Below are 26,015 nucleotides of genomic sequence, written 5' to 3'. Positions count from 1 at the left end.
TAAAATATATTGACAGTAGAGGGAAATATATTACATATTATCTATATGACTAAAAAAGACAGTAAATGCAGAAAAATATTAAAAAAATATAGAAAAGAGGATATTATGGAAAATCAGGAAAAGAAACATAAACGTCGTGTTCGTTATAAAGGGACACATCCACGAAAGTTTAAAGAAAAATATAAAGAATTAAATCCTGAAAAATACCAGGATACAGTTGAGAAGGTGATTCGAAAAGGCGGTACACCGGCAGGAATGCATATTTCCATTTGTGTGAAAGAAATACTGGAGTTTTTTGATATTCAGCCAGGACAGGTAGGTTTAGATGCTACTTTAGGATATGGAGGGCATACAAGAAAGATGCTGGAATGCTTAAAAGGAAAAGGACATATTTATGCATTGGATGTTGATCCTATCGAATCGGTAAAAACTGAAAAACGATTAAAAGATGCAGGATTTGGGGAAGATATTTTAACTATTCGACGAACCAATTTTGCTAATATTGATCAGGTTGCCGAAGATGTTGGCCCATTTGATTTTATTTTGGCGGATCTAGGTGTTTCGTCCATGCAAATTGATAATCCGGAGAGAGGATTTTCCTATAAATATGAAGGACCATTGGATTTGAGGTTAAATCCCGAAAAAGGAATATCAGCGGCAGAACGTCTGGAAGATATTACAAAAGACGAATTAGAAGGAATGCTAATAGAAAATGCAGATGAACCATATGCAAAACAAATTGCAAAAAAAGTGGTTCAGGAGATCAGAAAAGGAAAGAAAATCAAAACAACAACACAGCTGCATGATGTTATTTGGCAGGCACTTTCCTTCATTCCTGAAAATGAGCGAAAACAGGCTGTTAGAAAATCCTGCCAGAGGACATTCCAGGCATTGCGAATAGATGTAAATAGTGAATTTGAAGTATTGGAAGAATTTTTGGAAAAACTTCCAGGTGCGTTAAAACCAGGTGGACGTGTTGCAGTTTTAACATTTCACTCTGGTGAGGACCGTTTGGTCAAATACGCATTTAAAGAAGGGAAAAAAGCGGGAATATATCAGGAAATTGCAAAGGATGTAATCCGTCCGTCGAAAGAAGAATGTATAAAAAACGGAAGAGCTCGTTCTACAAAAATGAGATGGGCTATCAGAAATTATGATTAGTAAATGGAGATATATGAAGTTTTTGTTGCATATTTTTTTGAAAATGAGTAAAATAATCTACTGGAACCTAAAATTTGTAAAAGGTGGATTTGATTATGTTAGAAACATTTGTGAAAAATATTATTGATATGATACAGGGGAATTTATGGATTGGACCTCTTTTTGCATTAATTGCAGGAATCTTTACATCGTTGACTCCTTGTGCAATGTCTAATATTCCGTTGGTAACCGGTTATGTGACGGCTGATGGAGATGAGATTAAAGATACCAAAAGAGCACTATTACTGTCATTGACTTTTGCTGCAGGCTCAGCATTCACTTTTATTTGCCTTGGATTTATTGCATCTATTGTAGGGCATGTGGTAGGTCATTCTGAAATTCTTCATATTCTGCTGGGAGTATTAATGATTTTGATGGCACTGCAGATGTGGGATGTGATTCATTTGATTCCTCATGTTCATGGACTTGCGGGAAATGGAAAACAAGGCTTGGTTGGAGCGTTCTTTATTGGAATGATTGGAGGAATTTTTTCTTCCCATTGCGCAGCACCGGTCATTCTTATGCTTTTGACAATTGCGACACAAAGTGGAAATTATTTTCTTGGTGCAGTTTTGCTGTTCTGTTATTCTGTAGGACATGGAATGATTATTGTTGCAGCAGGAACTTCTGTAGGTTTTGCCAATCGATTGGAAGATGGAAGTACAGATATTGCTTCAAAACTTTTCAAATTTGTTCTTGGATTGTTTATGCTTGCAATCGGAATATATATGCTGCTGGGAGATTAAGTTAAAAAGTAATTTTTTAATGACAAAAAATGAAAATAGAATTAAAAAAATCATCTTTTTTTTCAAAATGTTAAATTTGTTTAGAAATGGATAAAATGATTGACTTTGACTGAAATCATGTTATAATCAATTAAAACAGTAAAATTCACTCATAAATTTGAACAATAAATGACTGATTTTGATTGTAATTTGAAAAAAGAGGATTTTTATGAGAATTACTGAGTTACTGCAGGATGTAACTATTGACTTAGGTGTAAAAGTTAATAGTAAAGAAGAAGCTATTGATCACTTAGTTGATCTGATGATGAAAGGCGGGAATATTTCTGACAGAGAAGAATACAAAAAGGGAATTCTTGCCAGAGAAGCAGGTGGAACTACAGGTATCGGAGGAGGAATTGCAATTCCTCATGCCAAAAATGCAGCAGTTAAAACAGCAGGACTTGCTTCTATGACTGTTCCGGAAGGTGTTGATTATGAAGCAATGGATGGAGAACCATCTGATGTGTTTTTTATGATTGCAGCACCGGCAGAAGGAAGTGATGTTCATTTAGAGGCATTGTCAAGATTATCAACAATGCTGATGGATCCGTCTTTTAAAGATAGTCTGTTAAAGGCTTCATCAAAAGAAGAGTATTTGAAGTTAATTGATGAAAAGGAAAGCGAAAGATTTCCTGAAGAAGAGAAAGAAGAAGTAAAAGAAGAAAAAAAGGAAGATAAAAAAGAGGGATATCAGGTACTGGCTGTAACTGCATGTCCAACAGGAATTGCTCATACATTTATGGCAGCAGAATCACTGGAAAATAAAGCAAAAGAAATGGGAATTGCGCTGAAGGCTGAAACCAATGGTTCAGGAGGAGCAAAAAATATTCTTACAAAAGAAGAAATCGCAAATTGTGATGGAATTATTGTTGCAGCAGATAAAAATGTTGAAATGGCTCGTTTTGATGGAAAACAGGTACTTCAGACAAAAGTTGCAGACGGAATCAATAAGCCTGAAGAGCTGATTCAGACAATCTTAGATAAAAAAGCTCCTACATATCATCACGCAGGTGGGGCACAGGAAGAAGAAAATACAGAAGGTGAAAGTGTCGGACGTCAGATTTACAAACATTTGATGAACGGTGTATCACATATGCTCCCATTTGTTATCGGTGGTGGTATTCTGATTGCCCTTGCATTTTTATTTGATAATCAGGAAATCAACCCTGCAAACTTTGGAAAGAATACTCCGCTTGCGGCAACATTAAAGACCATTGGTGAACAGGCTTTTGGATTTATGCTTCCAATTCTTGCCGGTTTTATTTCAATGAGTATTGCAGATCGTCCGGGACTTGCCGTTGGATTTGTCGGTGGAGCTCTTGCTAATGGCGGATATACATTTGCTAATATTATGTCTTATGATTCTGCTACAGCAGTTTCATCTGGTTTTGTCGGTGCGCTGCTTGCAGGTTTCCTTGGTGGATATATTATGGTTGCATTAAGAAAAATCTTTGATAAGCTTCCAAGTGCATTAGAGGGATTAAAACCAATTTTATTGTATCCGGTTTGCGGTATTTTGATTATGGGCGTTGTTATGATTGCAATCAATCCTGTGATGGGTGCAATTAATACAGGACTTAATAATTTCCTGTCTTCCATGAGTGGAACAAGTTCTATTTTATTAGGTGCTGTCCTTGGTGGAATGATGTCTGTTGACATGGGCGGACCTTTCAATAAAGCTGCTTATGTTTTTGGTACAGCACAGTTAACAGTAGCAGATGCAGGACCAGAACAATACGCAATTATGGCAGCAGTAATGGCCGGTGGTATGGTTCCACCACTTGCAATTGCACTTTGTACAACTTTCTTTAAAAATCGCTTTACAGAAAGTGAAAGAAAATCAGGTGTTGTAAATTATGTTATGGGATTATCTTTTATTACAGAAGGAGCAATTCCGTTTGCAGCAGGAGATCCTATCCATATTCTTCCTCCATGTATTATTGGTTCAGCAATAGCAGGAGCATTATCTATGGCATTTGGATGCGGACTTCCAGCTCCTCATGGTGGAATCTTTGTAATTGGAGTTATCACAAATCCATTAATGTATATAGTAGCTGTTCTTGTAGGAGCAGTGGTTGGAATGCTGATTATGTCAGTGACTAAAAAATCGTTAAATAAATAAAAATTAAGTAGAGATTGCGATGAAAATCGCAATCTCTGTTTGCTATTTTGCTAAAAGGATGCTATACTTAGTAGGATTAGGTGAATAAGACAGTTCATTCGTACCATCCTGTCTATAAATAAAACTAGGACTTGAAAGAATTTGATTTTTCAGGATACAGGTGCGTTTATCTGTATCTTTTTTATTTTATTAGGAAAGACCTTGCTACACCAAAGTGTAAAAGTCTTTCCTAACGAAACAAAAACGCTCCGCGCGAATATACATTAGAAAAATAAAACAGAAAGGGAATTATATGTACCGATTAACAACACATGCGTCTTTTGACTCGGCTCATTTTCTCGCTGGTTATGATGGAAAATGCAGTAATCTCCATGGGCATCGATGGAAACTGGAAGTGACGGTGGAAAGTGAAAAGCTTGAGGAGAATGGGCAGATTCGAGGGATGATTGTAGATTTTGGCAAGTTAAAACAAGATGTAAAAATGCTGGCAGATGAGTTTGATCACTGTCTGATCGTTGAGAAAAATACATTAAAATCAAAAACCATGGAAGCTTTGCTGGAAGAGAAATTTAAAATTATCACGGTAGAGTTTCGTCCTACGGCTGAAAATTTTGCTAAATATTTCTTTGACAGGATGAAGGCACAAGGATATCAGGTATCATTTGTTAATGTATATGAAACACCAAATAATATGGCGGGATATGGAGAAGGGTAATGGAAGAATATCAGGTAGTAGAAACCTTTATAAGTATTAATGGAGAAGGGAAAAAAGCCGGTCGCCTTGCCATGTTCATACGATTGAAAGGATGTAATCTTGATTGCTCCTATTGTGATACAAAGTGGGCTAATGAAAGAAAAGCACCTTTTGAATGGATGACGTCAAAGCAGATTACAGATAGAATTGTAGAATCGGGTGTTCAACTGGTAACTTTGACTGGTGGAGAACCTTTGATGAATGACAATATTGGAGAATTGATTGGAAGTATATTAATGATTCCCCAGGTGGAACTGGAAATTGAAACCAATGGAAGCATGCCTATTCGTTTTTATAAAGAAAGGGATGCCCGACTTTCCATGACTATGGATTATAAACTTCCATCCAGTTTTATGGAAGAGTCTATGTGTCTGGAAAATATGGAATATTTAAAGCCATGGGATGTGGTAAAATTTGTAATAGGAAGCAGAGAAGATCTGGAGCGGGCAAAGGAGATAATTGAAAGATTTTCTCTTTGTGAAAAAGCAATTGTCTATTTTAGCCCGGTATTTGGGCAAATAGAACCAGTGGAAATAGTAGAATTTATGAAAGAAGAGCACTTAAATAAAGTTAGATTTCAAATCCAGATACATAAAGTAGTCTGGGATCCGGAAAAAACCGGAGTGTAGGAGGATGTTATGGCAATTGACAGAGAAGCAATCAAAGAGCATATCAAAGGAATTTTAATTGCTTTGGGAGATGATCCAGAGAGAGAAGGACTTGTGGAAACACCAGAACGTGTGGCAAAAATGTATGAAGAAGTGTTTGAAGGTATGAATTATTCTAATCATCAAGTGGCACAGATGTTTTCAAAAACCTTTGAAGATGATCTGACAGTAAAAGATCATCGTGATATGGTCATTGTAAAGGATATAGATATTTTCAGCTACTGTGAGCATCATATGGCATTGATGTATGATATGAAAGTGGCAGTGGCATATTTACCTAATCAAAAAGTTTTAGGATTAAGTAAAATTGCCAGAATTTGTGACATGGTTGGAAAGCGCCTGCAGCTTCAGGAAAGAATTGGAAGTGATATCGCTGAAATTATTATGGAAGTGGCAGAATGTGAAGATGTGGCAGTTTATATTGAAGGATGTCATAGCTGTATGAGTGCAAGAGGAATCAGAAAGAACAATGCGAAAACTGTTACGACTACGTTAAGAGGGGCATTTGAAAAAGATGATACATTGAAATGGCATTTTATGATGCAGGCAGGGAAATAAAATAGCTATAGGGAAGGTGGCAGTTTAATCTTCCTGATTGAGTTTTTTCAAAATTTTTGAGACTGGAGGAAAAGAATCATGAGTAAACCTACGAAAGCAGTGGTAGTCTTTAGCGGAGGACAAGACAGTACGACCTGTTTATTCTGGGCAAAAAAGAAATATGATGAAGTAATCGCTTTGTCATTTGATTATGGACAGAGACATTCTCTGGAGCTTGAATGTGCAAAAGATATATGTAATAAGTATGAAATTGAACATCATATTCTTAATATGGAACTATTAAATCAGCTGGCTCCAAATTCTTTGACAAGAATGGATATGGAGGTGGATCACGATGCACCGGAAAAAGGTACTCCAAATACATTTGTAGATGGAAGAAATATGCTATTTTTAACTTTTGCTGCAGTATTCGCAAAACAAAGAGATATTCACGTTCTGGTGACAGGGGTTTCACAAAGTGATTTCAGTGGATATCCAGATTGTCGTCATGTGTTTATTTCTTCTTTGGAGACGACTCTTACTCTGGCTATGGATTATGAGTTTGAGATTATAACTCCGATGATGTGGATCGATAAAAAGGAAACCTGGGAAATGGCTGATAAGCTTGGGGTTTTTGATATTATCAGAAATGAAACGCTTACCTGTTATAATGGTGTTATGGGAGATGGATGCGGTGAATGTCCATCCTGTAAACTGAGAAAAAAAGGTTTAGATGAATATTTGAAAATCAGAACAAAAAATGATTAGAAAAATATAAAATTTTTGTAAAAAATCACGAAGAATATTGATAATATTTTAACATAAATATATAATGAACCTGTAGCAATAAGAAGGATGAGTTATTATCCAATAAAAAAGGAGATGTTGTTATGGGAAGATTTACATTACCAAGAGATTTGTATTTTGGTGAAGGTTCACTGGAGACACTGAAAACATTAAAAGGTAAAAAGGCAGTTCTCTGTCTGGGCGGTGGATCCATGAAACGTTTTGGATTTGTTGATCAGGTTATTGATTATTTAAAAGAAGCTGGAATTGAAACAAAGCTTATTGAAGGCATAGAACCGGATCCGTCTGTGGAAACCGTAATGAAAGGTGCCGAAGTCATGAAAGAATTTGAGCCTGATCTGATTATTGCAATGGGTGGAGGTTCTCCAATTGATGCAGCAAAAGCAATGTGGGTATTTTATGAACATCCGGAAACAACCTTTGATGATATTAAGGATCCATTTACTATACCAGAATTAAGAAATAAGGCAAAATTTATTGCAATTCCATCAACATCAGGTACCGCAACTGAAGTTACAGCATTTTCTGTTATTACAGATTATAGTACAGGAATCAAATATCCATTAGCTGATTTTGAAATTACACCGGATATTGCAATTGTAGATCCGGCATTAGCTGAAACAATGCCACAGACATTGACAGCTCATACAGGAATGGATGCATTGACACATGCAATCGAAGCCTATGTGGCAGGATTACATTCTCCATTTTCAGATCCTCTGGCTATTCAGGCTATAGAAATGATTTTTGATAATCTGAAAGCTTCTTATGAGGGAGATATGGAAGCAAGAGGAAACATGCATATTGCACAGTGTCTTGCAGGTATGGCATTCTCCAATGCTCTGCTGGGAATCGTACATTCTCTTGCGCATAAAACAGGAGCTGTGTTTGATACAGGACATATTCCTCATGGATGTGCAAATGCCATTTATCTTCCATATGTTATCCAGTATAATGCAAAAGTGTGTTCAGACCGTTTTGCGATGATTGCAAAAAAATTAGGACTGCCGGGAATGACAGATAAAGCACTTACATTATCACTGATCAAGGCAGTGAAAGAATTAAGAGCAGATTTGAATATTGTTTCCAATCTGAAAGATTTTGGAGTTAAGGAAGATGAATTCCTTGAGAAGAAGCATATGATTGCGGAAAGAGCTGTGGGCGATGCATGTACAGGTTCAAACCCAAGAGAAACTTCTGTAGAAGATATGGAAAAGATCCTGGAATGTATTTACTATGGAAAAGATGTAACGTTTTAATAAAAAGCGGATAGATATATTTTAATTTAAAATTCGCTCATGAGTCTTGGTGCGGAATTTATTTCACATCTGATATAAATTCTCCTTAAGTAGATAAGGTATATAACCGAATTTACTTAAGGAGGATTTATTTTTTATTACATAGGAAATTACTTTGAATTTCCTATGTAACAAAAAACGCTCCGCGCGGATGTGCACGATGTACAAAGGAAAGCAGTTAAAACTGCTGCACATATCGGCACGCAAAGAGGAGCAAGTCCCTCATGATTGAGGGATACAGGGAGTTGATAGCGGACTTGTCCGCTTTCTTCTTACATATAAATGGGATAGCTTCTAAGTTCATGTAAGGCAAATGTGATTGCAAAGACTGCAGCAATGGCATCTGCAATCGGTGCAGAGAACATAATGCCGTCAATTCCCAAGAAAATCGGCAGAATAATTAAAAGTGGAAGAAGGAAGATTATCTGCCTGGTCAGAGAAATGAAAATACCTCGATTTGCTTTCCCGATTGCAGTGAAGAAATTGGAAGTAATCGGCTGAATTCCGTTAATGAAAGTACAAAACAGGAAAATACGGAAAAACTTTTCTGCAAATTGATAATAAGCTTCACTTTCTGAACCGAAAAACCCGATGATTTCTCTTGGAAACATCTGAAAACACAAAAAAGCGATTGTACTGATTGTTGTGGCGGAAACAATGGCTTTTAAATAAGCCTCTTTCACTCTATGATATTTCTTAGCACCATAGTTGAAGCTGATAATCGGCTGGAGTCCTTGGGAAATACCGATATTGACAGAAAAGAAGATCATATTCACTTTCATGATGATTCCGGCACATGCAAGAGGTATATCACTTCCATAAACAGAAGAAGCACCATATAAAATAAGAACATTGTTCATTACAATCTGGACGATCATCATTGCCAGCTGGTTAAAGCAGGGTGCCATTCCTAAAGTGATGATTTTTTTACAATTTTCAGGTTTTGGAATAAGGGTATCTTTTGTAAGGGAAACTGTATGAAACTGCCTTAGATAACCAAGAACCATAAGTCCTGAAATAACCTGTCCAATAACCGTTGCCCATGCGGCACCGGATATTCCCATATGAAAAACAAATATAAATAATGGATCTAAAACAGTATTAATAATAGCTCCTGTAATAGTGCAGATCATAGAAAATCTGGGACTGCCATCAGCTCTTACAAGATTTGTTCCACCTGTGGTCAATATTAAAAAAGGAAACCCAAAAGATGTAATACTGGTATATATTAAAGAATAATTTAAGACATCGGTTGTAGCGCCAAATAAAAGCATCATTGGTTTAAGAAATATTTTTGTGATTATGCATAAAAGAATGCCTAAAGTAAATAGCATAGTAATAGCATTTCTTGCGAATCCTGCAGCTTTATCTTTTTCTCCCCTTCCCATGGATAAATTAAAATTAGCCGCACCGCCAATTCCACACATCAAAGCAATAGCGGTACAGGTCATGACCAGAGGAAAAGCTACGTTTGTAGCAGCATTTCCAAGCATTCCTACGCTTCGTCCTATGAAGAACTGATCTACCATATTGTATAATGCACTGACCAGCATAGCGATAATACTAGGAATAGCAAATCTAAGCAATAAAGTACTGATTTTCTCAGTGCCCAAAGGATTGTTTTTCTTTTCTTGTAACATTTCAATTATATCCTCAACTTTCTATTAATAGGCTGTAAATAAGTATAATATAAAACAAGATTCGACACAACTAACAGAAAAAAATTTTGCAATAAAATGTCTTGTTCTTGAGAAAATAAGAGAAAATTCAAAACATTATCTGAAAACAATATTTATATAATTAAATAATCTAATAATCAGATAACTTAAGAAAATTTCCTCTTTACAAGAGAAGATTATTTATGTATTATAAAAAACAACATAAAGGAAAGAATTTGACGAAAGGATGAAGGAAGATGATGAATCAGGATAAACAGATGCCAGGATTATATGATCCAAGCTTCGAGCATGACAACTGTGGTATTGGTGCATGTGTAAACATCAAAGGTGTAAAAAATCATCAGACAGTTGATAATGCCCTGAAGATCGTTGAAACATTAGAACATAGAGCTGGTAAAGATGCAGCGGGAGAAACTGGAGATGGTGTAGGTATCATGCTTCAGATTTCACATAAATTTTTTACAAAAGCCTGTAAAGAAGCCCAGATTGACATTGGAGATGAGAGAGAATACGGAATTGGTATGTTCTTTTTTCCTAATGATGAATTAAGACTTCGTCAGGCTAAAAAGATGTTTGAAATCATAGTTGAGAAAGAAGGAATGACATTCCTGGGATGGAGAGAGGTTCCTACAGATCCAGGAGTTCTTGGTAAAAAGGCACTGGAATGTATGCCTAAGATTCTGCAGGGATTTGTAAAGAAACCTGCAGATGTGGAAAAAGGACTTGCTTTTGATCGTAAGTTATATATAGCACGAAAGGTATTTGAACAGAGTAATGAAGAATCATATGTTGTCTCTTTATCAAGCCGTACCATAGTATATAAAGGTATGTTTCTGGTTGGACAGCTTCGTACATTCTTTAAAGATTTACAGGATGTATCCTATGAATCTGCTATTGCACTTGTTCATTCCAGATTTAGTACAAATACAACACCAAGCTGGGAAAAAGCGCATCCATATCGTTTTATTGTTCATAATGGTGAAATTAATACCATCCGTGGAAATGCTGATAAGATGCTTGCCCGTGAAGAAAATATGGAATCTGAATATCTTAAAAATGAGATGCATAAACTGATTCCTGTAGTAAATCCAAACGGATCAGATTCAGCGAGACTGGACAATACATTGGAATTTCTGGTAATGAGTGGTATGGACCTTCCTCATGCAGTTATGATTACAATTCCAGAGCCATGGGAAAATAATAAAGTTATAACACAGGAAAAGAAAGACTTTTATCAGTATTATGCAACTATGATGGAACCGTGGGATGGACCTGCATCTATTTTGTTCACAGATGGGGATCAGGTTGGTGCCGTTCTGGATCGTAATGGATTACGTCCATCAAGATACTATATTACAGATGATGATCAGTTGATCCTTTCTTCTGAAATTGGTGTTTTAGATATTGATCCGACAAAAATTGTAGTAAAAGAAAGACTTCGTCCTGGAAAGATGCTTCTGGTAGATACTATCCAGGGAAAAGTAATTGCAGACGATGTAGTAAAAGAAAAATATGCAAAGAAAGAACCTTATGGTGAATGGCTGGACAGCAATCTGTTAGAATTAAAAGACTTAAAGATTCCAAATGAGCCAGTTCCTTCTTATGGAAAAGAAGAACGAGAAAAAATGATGAAAGCATTTGGATATACTTATGAAGAAATCAAAACAACTATTCAGCCAATGGCGTTAAATGGAACAGAAGCTATTGCTGCAATGGGTACAGATACACCATTGGCAGTATTATCTAAAAAACATCAGCCGTTGTTTAATTATTTTAAACAGTTGTTTGCACAGGTTACAAATCCGCCTATTGATGCAATTCGTGAGGAACTTGTAACATCCACCACGATTTATGTTGGTAAAGAAGGAAACATTCTTGATGAAAAACCGGAAAACTGTCGAGTATTAAAAGTTCATAATCCAATCCTTACAGATACAGATTTGTTAAAAATCAAGAACATGAAAAAAGAAGGATTTAAGGTTGTAGAACTTCCTATTATATATTATAAAAATACATCACTTGAAAAAGCACTGGATCGTCTTTTTGTAGAAGTGGACAGAGCTTATCGTGATGGTGCCAATATTATTATTTTATCTGACCGTGGTGTGGATGAAAACCATGTGGCAATTCCATCATTACTGGCTGTTTCAGCAATGCATCAGCATCTGATCAGAACGAAAAAACGTACTTCTGTTGCATTGATTCTGGAAAGTGGTGAACCAAGAGAAGTACATCATTTTGCTACACTTCTTGGATATGGTGCATGTGCCGTGAATCCATATCTTGCACTGCAGAGTATTCAGAAGCTGATTGATGATGAATTGCTTCACAAAGATTATTATGCAGCAGTAAATGATTATACAAATGCCATACTTCATGGAATTGTTAAGATTGCATCTAAGATGGGTATTTCAACAATTCAGTCTTATCAGGGATCTCAGATTTTTGAAGCTATTGGTATTAACTCTGATGTGGTAAATAAATATTTTACAAATACTGTCAGTCGTGTGGAAGGAATTTCATTAAAAGATCTTGAAGAAGATGTGGATGCACGACATGCATCGGCATTTGATCCTCTTGGACTGGAAAATGATATGACTCTTGAAAGTGCAGGAAGTCATAAATATAGAAGTGGAAAAGAACAGCATCTGTATAATCCAAGAACAATTCATACATTACAAACTGCAACAAGAACTGGAAATTATGAGTTGTTTAAAGAATATACACATATGATCGATCAGGAATTAGAACCTGGAAATTTAAGAGGATTAATGGAATTTAATTATCCTAAAAAAGGAATTCCGATTGAAAAAGTTGAAAGTGTTGATTCCATTGTAAAACGTTTTAAAACGGGAGCTATGTCTTATGGATCTATTTCCGGAGAAGCTCATGAAACCCTTGCCATTGCTATGAATAAACTGGGTGGTAAATCTAATAGTGGTGAAGGTGGAGAAAGACCGGAACGTTTAACAATTGGAAGAGATGGTTTGAATCGCTGTTCTGCAATCAAACAGATTGCATCTGGACGATTTGGTGTAACCAGTGAATATCTGGTAAGTGCAAAAGAAATTCAGATTAAAATGGCTCAGGGAGCTAAACCTGGAGAAGGTGGTCATCTTCCAGGAAAGAAAGTTTACCCTTGGATTGCAAAAACACGTCATTCAACAGCTGGTGTAGGATTGATTTCACCACCACCTCATCATGACATTTATTCAATCGAGGATTTGGCACAATTGATCTATGACTGTAAGAATGCAAATAAAGATGCAAGAATTTCTGTCAAACTGGTATCTGAAGCAGGAGTTGGTACTGTTGCTTCTGGTGTTGCAAAAGCAGGAGCACAGGTTATCCTGATTTCCGGATATGATGGTGGTACTGGAGCAGCACCTAGAAATTCTATCTATAATGCAGGGCTTCCTTGGGAACTTGGTTTGGCAGAGGCACATCAGAATCTTATGATGAATGATTTACGTAACAAAGTTATCGTAGAAACAGATGGAAAACTGATGAGCGGACGTGATGTTGCCATTGCAGCAATGCTTGGTGCAGAAGAATTTGGATTTGCAACAGCGCCACTTGTAACACTTGGTTGTGTTATGATGCGTGTTTGTAATCTGGATACATGTCCTGTTGGTGTTGCGACACAGAATCCGGAATTAAGAAAACGTTTTAAAGGTAAACCGGAATATGTAATGAATTTCATGAGATTTATTGCTCAGGAATTAAGAGAATATATGGCAAAATTAGGTGTTGCCACAGTGGATGAACTGGTAGGGCGTACAGATTTGTTAAGACCAAATCATGTAGCCGAGGAAAAACATGTGGATTTATCACGTATCTTAGATCCAACTTTTGTAAATGCAGAAAAGATGGATTACAATCATAAGAAAGTTTATGACTTTAAACTGGAACAGACAGCAGATGAAAAAGTTCTGATGAAACAGTTAAAGACTGCACTGGATAAAAAGCAGAAGAAGAGTATTGAAATTGATGTAACAAACATTGATCGTACATTTGGAACAATGTTTGGAGCTGAGATTACAAGAAAATGGGGAGAACAGACACTGGAAGACGATACATATACAGTAAAATGTAATGGTGCCGGCGGACAGAGTTTTGGAGCATTTATCCCGAAAGGACTGACTTTACAGCTGGTGGGAGACAGTAACGACTATTTTGGAAAAGGTTTATCCGGTGGTAAATTAGTGCTTTGTCCACCAAAAGGAGTGAAATTTAAAGCCGAAGAAAATATTATCGTAGGTAACGTTGCATTATATGGAGCAACAAGTGGTAAAGCATATATTAACGGTATTGCAGGTGAACGTTTCTGTGTACGTAACTCTGGAGCAACAGCTGTTGTAGAAGGTGTTGGTGATCATGGATGTGAATATATGACTGGAGGACGTGTGCTGGTTCTCGGACCAACCGGTAAAAACTTTGCTGCAGGTATGAGTGGTGGAGTTGCATATGTTCTGGATGAAGAAAGCAAGTTATATATGAATCTGAATAAAGAAATGGTTTCAATTGAACCGGTTACCTCTAAATATGATGTTATGGAAGTAAAAGAAATGCTGAAAGAACATGTGGCATATACAAATTCTGAAAAAGGTAAGGAAATTCTCAAGAATCTTGGAAAATATTTGCCAAAATTCAAAAAGATTATGCCAAATGATTACAAGAAGATGCAGAATCTGATCGTGCAGATGGAAGAACGTGGATTAAGTAGTGAACAGGCACAGATTGAAGCGTTTTACATGAATGCCAATGGACAGAATTAGGAGGAGGAAATTATGGGAAAACCAACTGGATTTTTAGATTATGTGAGAGAAGATGCCCAGGCTGAATCTCCAAAAGAAAGAATCAAACATTATAATGAATTTCATGTTCCTCTTCCAAAAGAGGAACAGCAGAAACAGGGAGCTAGATGTATGGACTGTGGAGTGCCATTCTGCCAGTCCGGACAGGTGTTAAACGGAATGGCTTCAGGATGTCCGTTAAACAATCTTGTTCCGGAATGGAACGACCTGATTTGTACAGGAAACTGGAAGCAGGCCTATCGCAGATTGAAAAAGACTAATCCATTTCCTGAATTTACAGGACGTGTTTGTCCGGCTCTTTGTGAAAATGCATGTACCTGTGGACTGGATGGAGATCCGGTCTGCTCAAAACAAAATGAGTTAAGTATTGTTGAATATGGATATGCCAATGGTCTTGCAAAAGCAATGCCTCCAAAATTCCGTACAGGAAAGAAAGTTGCAGTGATAGGTTCTGGACCGGCAGGTTTATCAGCAGCAAATTCTTTAAATAAACGCGGGCATGAAGTGACTGTATATGAACGTTCTGATCGCTTTGGCGGATTGTTAATGTATGGTATTCCAAATATGAAACTGGAAAAACATATTGTAGAACGTAAATTGAAAATCATGGAAGAAGAAGGAATTCATTTCGTTGCCAATACAAATGTTGGAAAAGACATCAAACCAGAACAGTTAAAGAAAGAGTATGATGCGATTGTACTTGCCTGTGGTTCTTCTAATCCAAGAAATATTGAAGTACCTGGACGTGAAGCAAAGGGAATTTATTTTGCAGTAGATTTCTTAAAGGCAACTACAAAAAGTCTTCTTGATTCTGAACTGAAAGATAATAAATATATTTCTGCAAAAGGAAAAAATGTTATTGTTATCGGTGGTGGAGATACTGGAAATGACTGTGTGGGAACATCCATCCGTCATGGTGCTAAAAGTGTTACACAGCTGGAAATGATGCCAAAACTTCCGGATCAGCGTACAGAAGACAATCCATGGCCAGAATGGCCTAGAATCTGTAAGACAGATTATGGTCAGGAAGAAGCTATAGCAGTTTTTGGACATGACCCAAGAATTTATCAGACAACAGTAAAAGAATTTAAGATGAATAAAAAAGGCGAAGTATGTAAAGCTGTACTTGTTTCATTGGAAAGTAAAAAGGACGAAAAAACAGGAAGAATGGCAATGGTTCCTGTAGAAGGTTCAGAAAAAGAGATACCTGCAGATTTAGTATTAATTGCAGCAGGATTCTTAGGAAGTGAAAAGTATGTTACAGATGCCTTTGGAGTAAAGGTAAATGCAAGAACCAATGTGGAAACAGAGCAGAATAGTTTTGCCACAAGTGTAAAAAATGTATTTGTAGCAGGTGATATGCATCGTGGACAGTCTCTGGTTGTATGGGCAATTCGTGAAGGAAGAGATGTTGCCAGAGAAGTAGATTATCAGCTGATGGGTTATACAAATTTATAATCTTTGCCGGGCTTGAATTACCAATCATAATAGTGAACAGCATCTTCAAATGGGAATGTTTGGAGATGCTGTTTTAAAAAATGTACTTTTCTTTAATCGGGGTTTTTGCTATAGTAATATGGAAGAAATTTGTATTTGCAGTAGGAGTTGGATGTTATGAATATTCTTGGACATTTTAAAACGATTACACGGCATAAAATACTTGTGGCAAAGGGATGCTTCCGGCTGGGATTATATCGGCAGGGATTGATGCATGATATGTCAAAGTATTCTCCGGCTGAATTTATTCCTGGAATTCTTTATTATAAAGGAACGCAGAGCCCTAACAATGGTGAGCGTCTGAAAAATGGTGTATCTATGGCATGGCTTCATCACAAAGGAAGAAATAAACATCATTTTGAGTATTGGATTGATTATAGTCTTGATGTACATCATCAAGGACTTGTGGGAATGAAGATTCCCAAAAAATACATGGCAGAAATGTTTGTAGACAGAGTAAGTGCCGGGAAGATATACAATGGAAATAAATTTACAAAAGAAAGTCCGTTGGAATATTTTAATCATGGAATAGGAGCAACGATTATGAATGATGCATCCAGGGATTATCTGACTATGCTTCTGACTATGTATGCCAAGAAAGGTGAAGATGAAACCTTTCAATATTTAAAAAGAGATTTGAGAGATGATATTAGTGGTTATGACAGGATATCACCATTTCAGAAAACAAGTACAATTCATATTGGATAGAATTTCATGTATGGGTGTCTTGCAAAATAAACATACTTAAAGTATAATTAATGTAAAGTTAAAAGCCTGGGGTGTGCGATAACTTGCTATTTTGAACCTACATTTACTTGTCACGGGACATCGTATAATGAACTGGATGTCATGCCCTCTTTTTGTAAGGGACGGCAGAAGGTTTGTTGAGATGACCCACCTAGCTTAGCTAGGCGTCAAAATTGCGAGACCGGCATTCCCGGGTATTACAAAAGATAAAATAATAATATGCATAAGATAACAGAGGAGACAGGATACTGTCTCCTTTGATGTTTTCTATCTTTTACAAAAGGAGAATTTAAAAGATGAAATTTTTTAAAGAAAATGATAAAACCCCTTTTCTTGTGGTGGCATTTGGTATCGTTTTATATTTGGGGTTGAGTAATATACAGCTAATGATTAAGGGGATATCTTATGTATCTTCTGTTGCGTTTCCTTTTATTCTAGGAAGCTGTCTGGCATTTATTATAAATGTTCCTATGAGTTTTTTTGAAAGAAAAGTTTTTTCAAAAGTGAAGAAAGGGAAAAGAGCATTAAGTATCGTCAGCGCCATTGCATGTATTATAGGGGTAATTTTGCTCGTTCTTGGACTGATCATTCCGGAACTTGTGGATACTTTATATAAACTATCAAACAGTATTCCGGGATTTGCCAGACAGATACAGGATGTGCTTAATCAAATGACAAAGAATAATCCTGCCATACATAAATATATTGAACAGATGGAAATTGATTGGAATAAGGTTAGTGGAGAGCTGATGAATTATCTGCAGACCTGGGCAACCGGTCTTCTTAATTCTACAGTTAGCGTTATTTCCGGTGCAGTACAGGCGGTGATAAGTTTTGCTTTAGGTCTGGTATTTGCTTTGAATGCACTGCTTAAGAAAGAAATTCTGGCAAATCAGATAAAAAAACTGCTATTTGCGATTCTTCCAGTGAGAATTGTAGAAAACATGATTAAAGTTGGAAGATTATCAGTTCAGACGTTTTCCAATTTCCTGTCAGGACAATGCATGGAGGCTGTTATTTTAGGAATGCTGATATTTATCAGTATGCAGCTTTTTGGAATACCGTATGCAATTTTGATTGCAGTGTTTATTGGAGTTACATCTTTGATACCAATTGTTGGAGGTTTTATAGGCTGCTGGGTAGGTGTATTTCTGATTCTAATGGTAGACTGGAAACAGGCAATTATTTTTATTGTGGTATTTGTGGTTATACAGGAGATTGAAGGTAATCTGATCTATCCTCATGTGGTTGGCAATTCTGTGGGATTACCGGCAATCTGGGTACTGGTTGCAGTTACAGTTGGAGGAAATATTTCTGGAGTTGTTGGAATGATTTTCAGTATTCCAATCTGTTCAGTGCTTTATCAGCTGCTTGCTCAGTTTGTAAATAAACAGATTCGAAAGAGAGGATTGGAAAATATCATAAAAAATGTATAGAAAATCACAAAAAGCCTATAATAGCTTATGAAGTCCTGTAATAGGGCTCTAAATTATAGTTATTAGGAGGTATTGATTATGGACAGAGAACAGATGATTTGTCCTTGTCTGGATGTAACAGCAGGGCAGATTATGGATGCTTATGAAGAAGGTGCAACAACAGTTGATGCAATTAAAGATATAACAGGTGCAGGAAGTGTATGTGGCGCCTGTATAGATCAGATTGAAGATCTGTTAATTGAATTAAAAGGATAATAAGTTTGCAGGGCATATAAATGTATGACCCTGCTGTTTCTTTTTATACACTTTGTGTATCTTTTCGGAATGTTTTTGAGGAAATGGTAATCAAAGGTAATCACTCTTTTAAGAAAGAAAAAAGTGAAATATCCATATAGAATGGACATTTCACCATAACTGACAAATGCCGATGGTGGGACTCGAACCCACACGCCCACAGGAGCAACAGATTTTGAGTCTGTCTCGTCTGCCAGTTCCGACACATCGGCTTATGTAATTTTTGACCTCAATTATAATATCATTAATGGGTGAACCTGTCAATAACTTTTTGGTTTTTCTTGATTTTTTTATCATTACATTTATAATAGAAGAAAAAATATCAGGATAAGGAGAACAGCTATGGAATTACATAAGGGAAGACCTGAAAATACAGATGGTAGACTGGAACGGGAAGTGAAAGTCTATGATCTGCTGGATGAACTGAATATAAAATTTGAGAGAACCGATCATGAAGAAGCCAATACAATGGAAGCTTGCAATGAAATTGATAAGATTTTAGATACTATTATTTGTAAAAATTTATTTCTTTGTAATCGTCAGAAAACAAAATTTTATCTTTTGATGATGCCTGGAGAAAAACCTTTTAAAACCAAAGAGTTATCCAAACAGATTGATAGTGCCAGATTATCCTTTGCAGATTCGGAGCATATGGAAGAATTTCTTCATATCAAACCTGGAGCAGTATCTATAATGGGACTGATGAATGATAAAAATAATCAGGTGCAGCTTCTGATAGATCAGACAGTACTTGATAGCGAATATATAGGATGTCATCCGTGTGTAAGTACATCAAGTTTAAAAATAAAGACAAGGGATATTTTAGAAAAATTTCTTCCAGCAGTACATCATGAACCAATAGTTGTAGATTTACCTATGCCGGTGAAGTAAAGAACAAAGCGGATAAGTCTGCTACAAACTCCCTATATACCAAAATCATGAGAGATTCGCTCCGCTTTGCGTGCCGATGTGCCATAGCTTTCACTGTTTTCCATTGCACATCATGTACATACGCGCGGAGCGTTTTTTGTTTTAAATGTTTAAAAATTCAAAAGGATGTTCCGGATTGCTATGTAAAAAGTGAAGTAAAAGATAATATGCTTTAACAGATAGGTTTTCTTCTTTTAAAATTCTTTTCGCTTCTTTTTTATCAACGAGATGAACGGATAAGTCTTCGTTTGGTTCTAAATGATCAAGATTAGGTTTTCCGGATGCATATCCGTAAACAGTACAGTTTGTTTCGTCTGTCATTCCGGCAGAAGAAAAATGAGGTCGATTTAAAAAGTTTTTACATTCAACTGGAGTAAAGGAAAGACCAGTCTCTTCCATCATCTCACGTATGGCGGTTTCTCTGGCAGATTCACCTGGATCGATCAGACCGGCAGGAAATTCATAAACATAAGAATTCAGAGGGAAACGGAACTGACGTATCATAATGACTTTGTCATGGTTCTCACCAAAAACACTGTAAATAATACATCCGTCGGGATCTGCTTTTTTAGTGGCAGCCATCATATGTTGGGAATCTTTACGGCTTGCCACATAATATGGATGAGTTTTTCCAAATTTGTTCTCAGCCTCTAATTCATATAAATTCAAATATTTTACATTGGTAAGTGGTGTGATTTTATTAACTTTACTCATAGTGATAACCTCCTGTAGGTTCTATTTTAAATGATTTGAAGATAATTGACAATAGATGGAAAAACAAGTAAAATATCAGAGAGGAAATGTAGGAAAAAGGAGTTGTGTTATGAAAAAAGCAAAATGGCAGATACCAACATGGCTGATTACAGTAGCGGCTCTTGTGGTTAGTATCGTTCTTGCAGCAAATTTTATCAAAGCTAACAAAGACACCATTGAGCAGACTAAAAATTCAGACTCTGATGAAAAAATACTAATCGTTGTAAAAACAAATTTTAAGGAGATTGAAAGTGCACTCAAACAGTACCCGGATGATCTAAGTGCAAAAGAGGCTCTGGATAGTGGTTTTATTGTTGTAGAAAACCGGCAGATGAAAGGGGAAAGTGCGAAACTATGGAAGTCTTTCTGCAATAAGATTAAAAAGAAAAAAGAAGGTGCAGTTCTTATCAGTCAATTTACTGTTGAAGGAGATCCTATTTTAAATTATATTGCATACAAAGATGGAAAGTATTATTACGTCGAGGATACCTCAAGAGACCAATTTGGAGATCAGAGATATAGTCATCATGTATATAATACGATGAAACGTTTTGAGGAAAATGATAGTTATGTGGCAGTTCTGACAACGGAAAATAAACTGTCATATAAGGATGTTCAACAATCAGATGATGATAGCAAAATAGTAGAAATACTTGAAGTAAATGCCGAAGAATTAAAATAGACAGGGAGTGAAATTATGAAGATATCCACAAAAGGAAGATATGCTGTTCGATTAATGTATGATTTGGCCATTCACCATACTGGTGATTGGATTGCTTTAAAAGACGTGTCAAAAAGGCAGAATATTTCAGTGAAATATCTGGAACAGATAGTGCGTCAACTGGGAATTTGTGGATATTTGAAGAGCCTTCGCGGACCTTATGGAGGATATCAGCTGGCAAGAAAACCAGAAGATTACACAATATATGAGATTCTCAAGATTACTGAAGGAAGTCTTCAGCCAGTTGCCTGCTTAGATGATCCTGTGAACCAGTGTGAACGTTACCGTGATTGTCCAACTATTGAAATCTGGGAAGGACTTGGTAAAGTGGTATATGAATATTTAAATAATATTACTTTACAGGAACTTGTGGATCATGCAAAATTGAAGGGTGAAAATGATTTTGTGATTTAATGTAAAAATACAGTTTGTTTTTGGAATCCTATATGTTATGGAATGAAATCCCGTGCATATAGGATTTCTTTGTGTTACAATGTTTCAGAAGAATCGAAAAGGAGATCTCCGGTATGGAAAATAAATTATTATTAATTGACGGAAACAGTATTTTAAACAGAGCATTTTATGGACTTCCTGAAATGACAAACAGCCAGGGACTTCATACCAATGCAATTTTAGGTTTTTTAAATATCATGTTCAAATTTTTAGAAGAAGAACATCCTACACATCTGGCTGTTGCATTTGATTTAAAGGCACCCACTTTTCGTCATAAAATGTTTGATGACTATAAAGGAACAAGAAAAGGAATGCCTGATGAACTTGCTGAGCAGGTTCCGGTTATAAAAGAAGTACTAAAGGCAATGGATATTCCAATGATGATGAAAGAAGGTTTTGAGGCGGATGATCTGCTGGGGACCATGTCTGTTTTGGGGGAAGAACAGGGATTTGATGTACGGATTATTTCAGGAGACAGAGACTTGCTTCAGCTTGCTACAGAAAAAGTTCAGATAAGAATTCCTAAAACAAACCGTTCAGGAACCATCGTGGAAGATTATTTTGCAAAAGATGTGCTGGATAAATATGAAGTGACACCAAAAGAATTTATTGATCTAAAAGCTTTGATGGGGGATGCTTCAGACAATATTCCTGGAATTCCTGGAATTGGTGAAAAAACAGCCACAAAACTCATAAAAGAGTTTAAAAGCATCGAAAATGCTTATGAGCATATAGAAGAAGTGAAACCAAACCGTGCGAAAAATAATCTTCAGGAATATTATGAACAGGGAGTTTTAAGCAAGGAACTTGCTACGATTAAACTGGATAGTCCTGTAGATATAACTATAGAAGAAACAGAAATTCAGGATATTTATACAAAAGAAGCATATCAGCTGTTAAAACAGCTGGAGTTCAAATCTATTCTTAAGCGATTTGACGGGGAAAGTCAGGAAGAATTCAAACTGGAAACAGAAATCATAACGGATCTTGCAGAAACAGAAGAATTATTTGAGCTGACAGTAAAACAAAAGAATATTGGAATTGCAATATACGCAGAAGAAGAAAATATGTGGGTGTCCATTTGCTATGATAAAGGGAAAATAGCATTGATTCCGGCAGAAGGTTTTATAACAAAAGATTTTCTTTTCGACAAAATCAGCATGCTCTATGAAAATGTAGAAAAAGTGGCAATGATGGAAGTGAAGAAGTATTTGTCATTTTTAAAAATCCATGAGAAAACAGAAAGTATTTTTGACGTGTCATTGGCCGCTTACCTTTTAAATCCTTTAAAAAGCACTTATGAATATGATGATATTTCCAGAGATTATCTGGGATTGATGCTGCCTTCAAGGAAAGAGCTTTTGGATAAAAAAACACCGATGGTAAAAAATGGGGAGCTTACCCAGGAAGGCATAAAGATTTTAGGATATGAAGCTTATGTATCAGGAGAAGCTGTTGAAATTCTCATAAATCAGCTGAAAGACAAAGATATGGCCGATTTATATTCTCAGATTGAAATTCCTACTATTTTTGCATTGCATGATATGGAAGTCAGAGGAATACATGTGAACCGGACAGCTTTGAAAGAGTATGGTGATCAGCTGGTTGGCAGAATTGATCAGCTGCAGACATCTATATATAAGGAAGCAGGAGAAGAATTTAATATCAATTCACCAAAACAGCTGGGAGTTGTTTTGTTTGAACATATGAAGCTGGAGGGTGGTAAAAAAACAAAAACAGGTTATTCCACCAGTGTGGATGTTTTAGAAAAAATAGAACATCTTTATCCGATTGTTCCTATGATTCTGGAGTATCGTCAGCTGACTAAGTTAAAATCAACCTATGCAGATGGACTCGCTAATTATATTGGAGAAGATGAAAGAATTCATGGTAAATTTAATCAGACTATTACGGCTACAGGTCGTATCAGCAGTACAGAACCGAATCTTCAGAATATACCGGTCCGCATGGATCTTGGAAGAAAAATACGAAAAGTTTTTCTTCCGGAAGAAGGATATATTTTCCTTGATGCGGATTATTCTCAGATTGAACTGCGTGTACTGGCTCATTTATCAAAGGATGAAAATCTGATTCATGCATATGAAGAAAATCAGGATATCCATGCAAAAACGGCATCAGAGGTTTTTGGTGTTCCAATGGATCAGGTTTCCGGAGGACAGCGAAGAGATGCAAAGGCAGTAAACTTTGGAATTATATATGGGTTAAGTGCTTTCGGATTAAGTCAGGATTTAAAAATTACCAGAAAACAGGCACAGGAATATATAGATAAATATTTTGAGACATATCCGAAAGTAAAAGAATTTCTAGATGGTGAAGTGGAAAAAGGAAAGAACGATGGATATGTGACAACTATGTTCCATCGGATACGTCCGATTCCAGAGCTTAAGTCCAGTAATTTTATGCAGAGGAATTTTGGAGAACGTGTTGCAATGAATTCTCCAATCCAGGGAACGGCAGCAGATATCATAAAGATAGCAATGATTCGTGTGAATATGAAATTAAAGGAGAAGCAGATGAAATCCAGACTGATTTTGCAGATTCACGATGAATTACTGATAGAAGCACATTTAGATGAATTGGATGAAGTGAAACAGATTTTAACAGAAGAAATGGTAAATGCAGCCAGTCTTAAAGTACCTTTAGTTGTGGATATGAATACTGGAGAAAACTGGTATGATGCGAAATAGGAGTTGAAGAAAATGATTATTGGAATTACCGGAGGAGTAGGATCTGGGAAAAGTGAAGTACTTAATATCCTAAAAGAAGATTACAAGGCGGATATTATCATTGCAGATCAGGTAGCACATGAACTGATGGAACCAGGTGCTGTAAGCTATAATGGAATCGTAGAGTATTTTGGAAAAACAATTTTAAAAGAAGATAAAACCATTGACAGAGGAATTCTTGGAGAAATTGTTTTTCAGAATCCGGAAAAACTGCAAAAACTTAATCAGATTACCCATAAAAATGTAGATAAGGAAATTCTTAAACGTATAGAAGATATCCAGAAGAAAAATCCGGAAGGATTTATTGTGTGTGAAGCAGCATTGCTGGTGGGGGCAGAATACGAAAGTCTTTTTCAGCAGCTGTGGTATATTTTTACAAGAGAGAATATACGCTTTGAAAGATTGAAGAAATCCAGAGGATATTCAGATGAAAAGATACGTCAGATGATCAGCAGTCAGAAAAGTGAAGAAGAATTCAAGAGACAGGCAACCCATTTAATTGATAATTCTGGGAAGATAGAAGATACCAGAAGACAAATTATGGAAATTTTAGGGGAACCCATGGGATTTAAGTGTCTCTTAACACATCTGATGTACGAAAAATAAAAATAGTAGATTCTCATATACCCTTATGATATACTGTAGATTAAGACAAATTTGTTAAAGAAACATTGAGGTAGATTTAATGAAGTTAACAAGTATTGCAAGCAGTAGTGAAGGTAACTCTATATTTGTAGGGACTGATAAAACAAAACTGCTGGTAGATTGTGGAATCAGTGCTAAAAGAATAGAGAGTGCACTGAAGGAACTGGATTTGACGGTTCCCGATTTTGATGGCATTTTGATTACTCATGAACATTCTGATCATATCAAAGGACTGGGAGTAATATCTCGAAGATATGGTATTCCTGTGTTTGCGACCAGTAAAACCATTGATGCAATCTTTGAATATAAGAATCTCGGGAAGGTTGAAAAAGATTTGTTTCATTCCATTGATGCAGACAGGCCGTTTTTGATTGGCGATATAACAGTGGAAGCATCCAGGGTCTGGCATGATGCGGCAGATCCGGTGTGTTATTCGTTCTGTTCCGATGGGGTGAAAGCAAGTATTGCAACAGACCTCGGAGATTATGATGAATATCTGGTAGAGAAAATATATGGTTCAGATATATTGTTTGTGGAAGCTAATCATGATGTCAATATGCTTCAGGTTGGACGGTATCCTTACTATTTAAAAAGGAGAATTCTGGGAAGACACGGGCATTTATCAAATGAACGGTGTGCTCAGCTGATTGAAGATACAGCTACATCAGATACCCGGAAAGTTTATCTGGGGCATTTAAGTAAAGAAAATAACTATGAAAAACTGGCTTATGAAACTGTAAAAGTATCATTACATAATATGGAAGGACTTCCTTTGGAAGTTGCCAAACGTGATGCAGTTTCAACAGTAACCAGTGTGTAAACAACATTTTAGGAGGAAAATATGGAAAAAACAGTTATTACAGTAGTAGGAAAAGACGGAGTTGGTATTATTGCAAAAGTATGTAATTATCTTGCAAATAATAATGTAAATATCCTGGATATTTCACAGACAATTACAGGAGGATTCTTTAATATGATGATGGTTGTTGATCCTCAGAATTCATCTAAGGAAACAGCTTTGATGTCTGAAGAATTGAAACAGATCGGCGAAGAAATCGGTGTTGTTATCCAGACACAGAACGAAAAAATCTTTGACATTATGCATAGAATTTAGTGAGGTGGCAA

At 36.3% G+C, this 26,015-nt stretch carries 22 protein-coding genes, 1 tRNA gene and 1 other RNA gene; 21 read left to right on the top strand and 3 right to left on the bottom strand.

From position 1 onward, the window contains the following. The first annotated feature begins 105 nt into the window (after positions 1-105). From rsmH to KTB61_RS09505, 8 genes are all read left to right on the top strand, one after another. Positions 106-1,161 (top strand): 16S rRNA (cytosine(1402)-N(4))-methyltransferase RsmH, encoded by a 1,056-nt coding sequence (rsmH, locus tag KTB61_RS09540; protein WP_216697380.1) that lies wholly within the window; start codon positions 106-108, stop codon positions 1,159-1,161. Between the two features lie 95 nt (positions 1,162-1,256). Next, entirely contained in the window at positions 1,257-1,946 is a 690-nt protein-coding gene (locus tag KTB61_RS09535; protein ID WP_216697379.1) for a cytochrome c biogenesis CcdA family protein, read from the top strand. A 208-nt stretch (positions 1,947-2,154) separates the two neighbouring features. Then, positions 2,155-4,107 carry a PTS fructose transporter subunit IIABC gene (locus KTB61_RS09530; RefSeq protein WP_216697378.1) on the top strand — a complete coding sequence of 651 codons (1,953 nt, stop codon included), beginning with the start codon at positions 2,155-2,157 and terminating at the stop codon, positions 4,105-4,107. Between the two features lie 292 nt (positions 4,108-4,399). Beyond that, entirely contained in the window at positions 4,400-4,822 is a 423-nt protein-coding gene (queD, locus tag KTB61_RS09525; RefSeq protein WP_075758426.1) for a 6-carboxytetrahydropterin synthase QueD, read from the top strand. Continuing rightward, on the top strand, positions 4,822-5,490 hold the full coding sequence (gene queE, locus KTB61_RS09520) for a putative 7-carboxy-7-deazaguanine synthase QueE (RefSeq protein WP_075758427.1): 669 nt from the start codon (positions 4,822-4,824) through the stop codon (positions 5,488-5,490). The genes queD and queE overlap by 1 nt, the downstream gene beginning before the upstream one ends. 9 nt (positions 5,491-5,499) lie before the next feature. Then, positions 5,500-6,087: a GTP cyclohydrolase I FolE gene (folE, locus tag KTB61_RS09515; RefSeq protein ID WP_216697377.1), complete on the top strand. Its 588-nt coding sequence runs from the start codon at positions 5,500-5,502 to the stop codon at positions 6,085-6,087. 78 nt (positions 6,088-6,165) lie between these two features. Next, positions 6,166-6,834: a 7-cyano-7-deazaguanine synthase QueC gene (gene queC, locus KTB61_RS09510; protein ID WP_075758429.1), complete on the top strand. Its 669-nt coding sequence runs from the start codon at positions 6,166-6,168 to the stop codon at positions 6,832-6,834. A gap of 122 nt (positions 6,835-6,956) precedes the next feature. Next, a complete protein-coding gene (locus KTB61_RS09505; protein ID WP_216697376.1) occupies positions 6,957-8,132 on the top strand; it encodes an iron-containing alcohol dehydrogenase in 1,176 nt (391 codons plus the stop codon). A 311-nt stretch (positions 8,133-8,443) separates the two neighbouring features. On the opposite strand, the gene KTB61_RS09500 is transcribed toward KTB61_RS09505, so the two are convergent. Beyond that, positions 8,444-9,811: an MATE family efflux transporter gene (locus KTB61_RS09500; protein ID WP_216697375.1), complete on the bottom strand. Its 1,368-nt coding sequence runs from the start codon at positions 9,809-9,811 to the stop codon at positions 8,444-8,446. A gap of 278 nt (positions 9,812-10,089) precedes the next feature. On the opposite strand from KTB61_RS09500, the gene gltB reads away from it, so the two are divergent. From gltB to KTB61_RS09470, 6 genes are all read left to right on the top strand, one after another. Further along, complete coding sequence (gene gltB / locus KTB61_RS09495; RefSeq protein ID WP_143249393.1) at positions 10,090-14,628, top strand: glutamate synthase large subunit; 4,539 nt, start codon at positions 10,090-10,092, stop codon at positions 14,626-14,628. A 12-nt stretch (positions 14,629-14,640) separates the two neighbouring features. Next, positions 14,641-16,125: a glutamate synthase subunit beta gene (locus KTB61_RS09490; RefSeq protein WP_075758433.1), complete on the top strand. Its 1,485-nt coding sequence runs from the start codon at positions 14,641-14,643 to the stop codon at positions 16,123-16,125. A gap of 156 nt (positions 16,126-16,281) precedes the next feature. Further along, positions 16,282-16,872: a DUF5662 family protein gene (locus tag KTB61_RS09485; protein WP_075758434.1), complete on the top strand. Its 591-nt coding sequence runs from the start codon at positions 16,282-16,284 to the stop codon at positions 16,870-16,872. Positions 16,873-16,932: 60 nt separating this feature from the next. After that, a non-coding RNA gene (ssrS, locus tag KTB61_RS09480) (6S RNA) lies at positions 16,933-17,112 on the top strand. Positions 17,113-17,207: 95 nt separating this feature from the next. Continuing rightward, positions 17,208-18,347, top strand: a complete 1,140-nt coding sequence (locus tag KTB61_RS09475) for an AI-2E family transporter (protein WP_075758435.1) — start codon at positions 17,208-17,210, stop codon at positions 18,345-18,347. A 78-nt stretch (positions 18,348-18,425) separates the two neighbouring features. After that, positions 18,426-18,602 (top strand): (2Fe-2S)-binding protein, encoded by a 177-nt coding sequence (locus KTB61_RS09470; protein WP_075758436.1) that lies wholly within the window; start codon positions 18,426-18,428, stop codon positions 18,600-18,602. A gap of 167 nt (positions 18,603-18,769) precedes the next feature. Here the strand turns inward: KTB61_RS09470 and KTB61_RS09465 are convergent. Continuing rightward, positions 18,770-18,853 (bottom strand) — tRNA-Leu (locus KTB61_RS09465). A gap of 130 nt (positions 18,854-18,983) precedes the next feature. On the opposite strand from KTB61_RS09465, the gene KTB61_RS09460 reads away from it, so the two are divergent. Beyond that, a complete protein-coding gene (locus KTB61_RS09460) occupies positions 18,984-19,532 on the top strand; it encodes a prolyl-tRNA synthetase associated domain-containing protein (RefSeq protein ID WP_075758486.1) in 549 nt (182 codons plus the stop codon). A gap of 141 nt (positions 19,533-19,673) precedes the next feature. Here KTB61_RS09460 and KTB61_RS09455 read toward each other — a convergent pair whose 3' ends face one another. Then, entirely contained in the window at positions 19,674-20,285 is a 612-nt protein-coding gene (locus KTB61_RS09455) for an NUDIX hydrolase (protein ID WP_216697374.1), read from the bottom strand. Positions 20,286-20,394: 109 nt separating this feature from the next. Here KTB61_RS09455 and KTB61_RS09450 point away from each other — a divergent pair, with 109 nt between their 5' ends. The 6 genes from KTB61_RS09450 to KTB61_RS09425 all read left to right on the top strand — a co-directional run bounded on the left by KTB61_RS09450 (position 20,395) and on the right by KTB61_RS09425 (position 26,004). Continuing rightward, positions 20,395-21,006 (top strand): DUF4362 domain-containing protein, encoded by a 612-nt coding sequence (locus KTB61_RS09450; protein ID WP_158024862.1) that lies wholly within the window; start codon positions 20,395-20,397, stop codon positions 21,004-21,006. Between the two features lie 15 nt (positions 21,007-21,021). After that, positions 21,022-21,459, top strand: a complete 438-nt coding sequence (locus tag KTB61_RS09445) for an RrF2 family transcriptional regulator (protein WP_075758489.1) — start codon at positions 21,022-21,024, stop codon at positions 21,457-21,459. A gap of 113 nt (positions 21,460-21,572) precedes the next feature. Next, entirely contained in the window at positions 21,573-24,206 is a 2,634-nt protein-coding gene (gene polA, locus KTB61_RS09440) for a DNA polymerase I (RefSeq protein ID WP_216697373.1), read from the top strand. Between the two features lie 12 nt (positions 24,207-24,218). Then, complete coding sequence (coaE, locus tag KTB61_RS09435; protein WP_075758491.1) at positions 24,219-24,851, top strand: dephospho-CoA kinase; 633 nt, start codon at positions 24,219-24,221, stop codon at positions 24,849-24,851. A 79-nt stretch (positions 24,852-24,930) separates the two neighbouring features. Further along, positions 24,931-25,710 (top strand): MBL fold metallo-hydrolase, encoded by a 780-nt coding sequence (locus tag KTB61_RS09430; RefSeq protein ID WP_075758492.1) that lies wholly within the window; start codon positions 24,931-24,933, stop codon positions 25,708-25,710. Between the two features lie 21 nt (positions 25,711-25,731). After that, positions 25,732-26,004, top strand: a complete 273-nt coding sequence (locus tag KTB61_RS09425) for an ACT domain-containing protein (RefSeq protein ID WP_075758493.1) — start codon at positions 25,732-25,734, stop codon at positions 26,002-26,004. Positions 26,005-26,015 lie beyond the last annotated feature (11 nt).

Origin of the sequence: Anaerostipes faecalis (assembly GCF_018982945.1) — a bacterium.
In the GTDB taxonomy this organism is placed as follows: Bacteria; Bacillota; Clostridia; order Lachnospirales; family Lachnospiraceae; genus Anaerostipes; species Anaerostipes faecalis.
This window is presented reverse-complemented; position numbering and strand designations above follow the sequence as displayed.

Bases quoted from the DNA above. Each gene is read 5' to 3' on its own strand.
- rsmH (WP_216697380.1), top strand. From the start codon at position 106: ATGGAAAATCAGGAAAAGAAACATAAACGTCGTGTTCGTTATAAAGGG.
- KTB61_RS09485 (WP_075758434.1), top strand. From the start codon at position 16,282: ATGAATATTCTTGGACATTTTAAAACGATTACACGGCATAAAATACTT.
- KTB61_RS09445 (WP_075758489.1), top strand. From the start codon at position 21,022: ATGAAGATATCCACAAAAGGAAGATATGCTGTTCGATTAATGTATGAT.
- KTB61_RS09490 (WP_075758433.1), top strand. From the start codon at position 14,641: ATGGGAAAACCAACTGGATTTTTAGATTATGTGAGAGAAGATGCCCAG.
- KTB61_RS09535 (WP_216697379.1), top strand. From the start codon at position 1,257: ATGTTAGAAACATTTGTGAAAAATATTATTGATATGATACAGGGGAAT.
- KTB61_RS09500 (WP_216697375.1), bottom strand. From the start codon at position 9,811: ATGTTACAAGAAAAGAAAAACAATCCTTTGGGCACTGAGAAAATCAGT.
- KTB61_RS09460 (WP_075758486.1), top strand. From the start codon at position 18,984: ATGGAATTACATAAGGGAAGACCTGAAAATACAGATGGTAGACTGGAA.
- queE (WP_075758427.1), top strand. From the start codon at position 4,822: ATGGAAGAATATCAGGTAGTAGAAACCTTTATAAGTATTAATGGAGAA.
- KTB61_RS09530 (WP_216697378.1), top strand. From the start codon at position 2,155: ATGAGAATTACTGAGTTACTGCAGGATGTAACTATTGACTTAGGTGTA.
- coaE (WP_075758491.1), top strand. From the start codon at position 24,219: ATGATTATTGGAATTACCGGAGGAGTAGGATCTGGGAAAAGTGAAGTA.
- polA (WP_216697373.1), top strand. From the start codon at position 21,573: ATGGAAAATAAATTATTATTAATTGACGGAAACAGTATTTTAAACAGA.
- folE (WP_216697377.1), top strand. From the start codon at position 5,500: ATGGCAATTGACAGAGAAGCAATCAAAGAGCATATCAAAGGAATTTTA.
- KTB61_RS09430 (WP_075758492.1), top strand. From the start codon at position 24,931: ATGAAGTTAACAAGTATTGCAAGCAGTAGTGAAGGTAACTCTATATTT.
- KTB61_RS09475 (WP_075758435.1), top strand. From the start codon at position 17,208: ATGAAATTTTTTAAAGAAAATGATAAAACCCCTTTTCTTGTGGTGGCA.
- KTB61_RS09470 (WP_075758436.1), top strand. From the start codon at position 18,426: ATGGACAGAGAACAGATGATTTGTCCTTGTCTGGATGTAACAGCAGGG.
- queD (WP_075758426.1), top strand. From the start codon at position 4,400: ATGTACCGATTAACAACACATGCGTCTTTTGACTCGGCTCATTTTCTC.
- KTB61_RS09450 (WP_158024862.1), top strand. From the start codon at position 20,395: ATGAAAAAAGCAAAATGGCAGATACCAACATGGCTGATTACAGTAGCG.
- KTB61_RS09455 (WP_216697374.1), bottom strand. From the start codon at position 20,285: ATGAGTAAAGTTAATAAAATCACACCACTTACCAATGTAAAATATTTG.
- KTB61_RS09425 (WP_075758493.1), top strand. From the start codon at position 25,732: ATGGAAAAAACAGTTATTACAGTAGTAGGAAAAGACGGAGTTGGTATT.
- gltB (WP_143249393.1), top strand. From the start codon at position 10,090: ATGAATCAGGATAAACAGATGCCAGGATTATATGATCCAAGCTTCGAG.
- KTB61_RS09505 (WP_216697376.1), top strand. From the start codon at position 6,957: ATGGGAAGATTTACATTACCAAGAGATTTGTATTTTGGTGAAGGTTCA.
- queC (WP_075758429.1), top strand. From the start codon at position 6,166: ATGAGTAAACCTACGAAAGCAGTGGTAGTCTTTAGCGGAGGACAAGAC.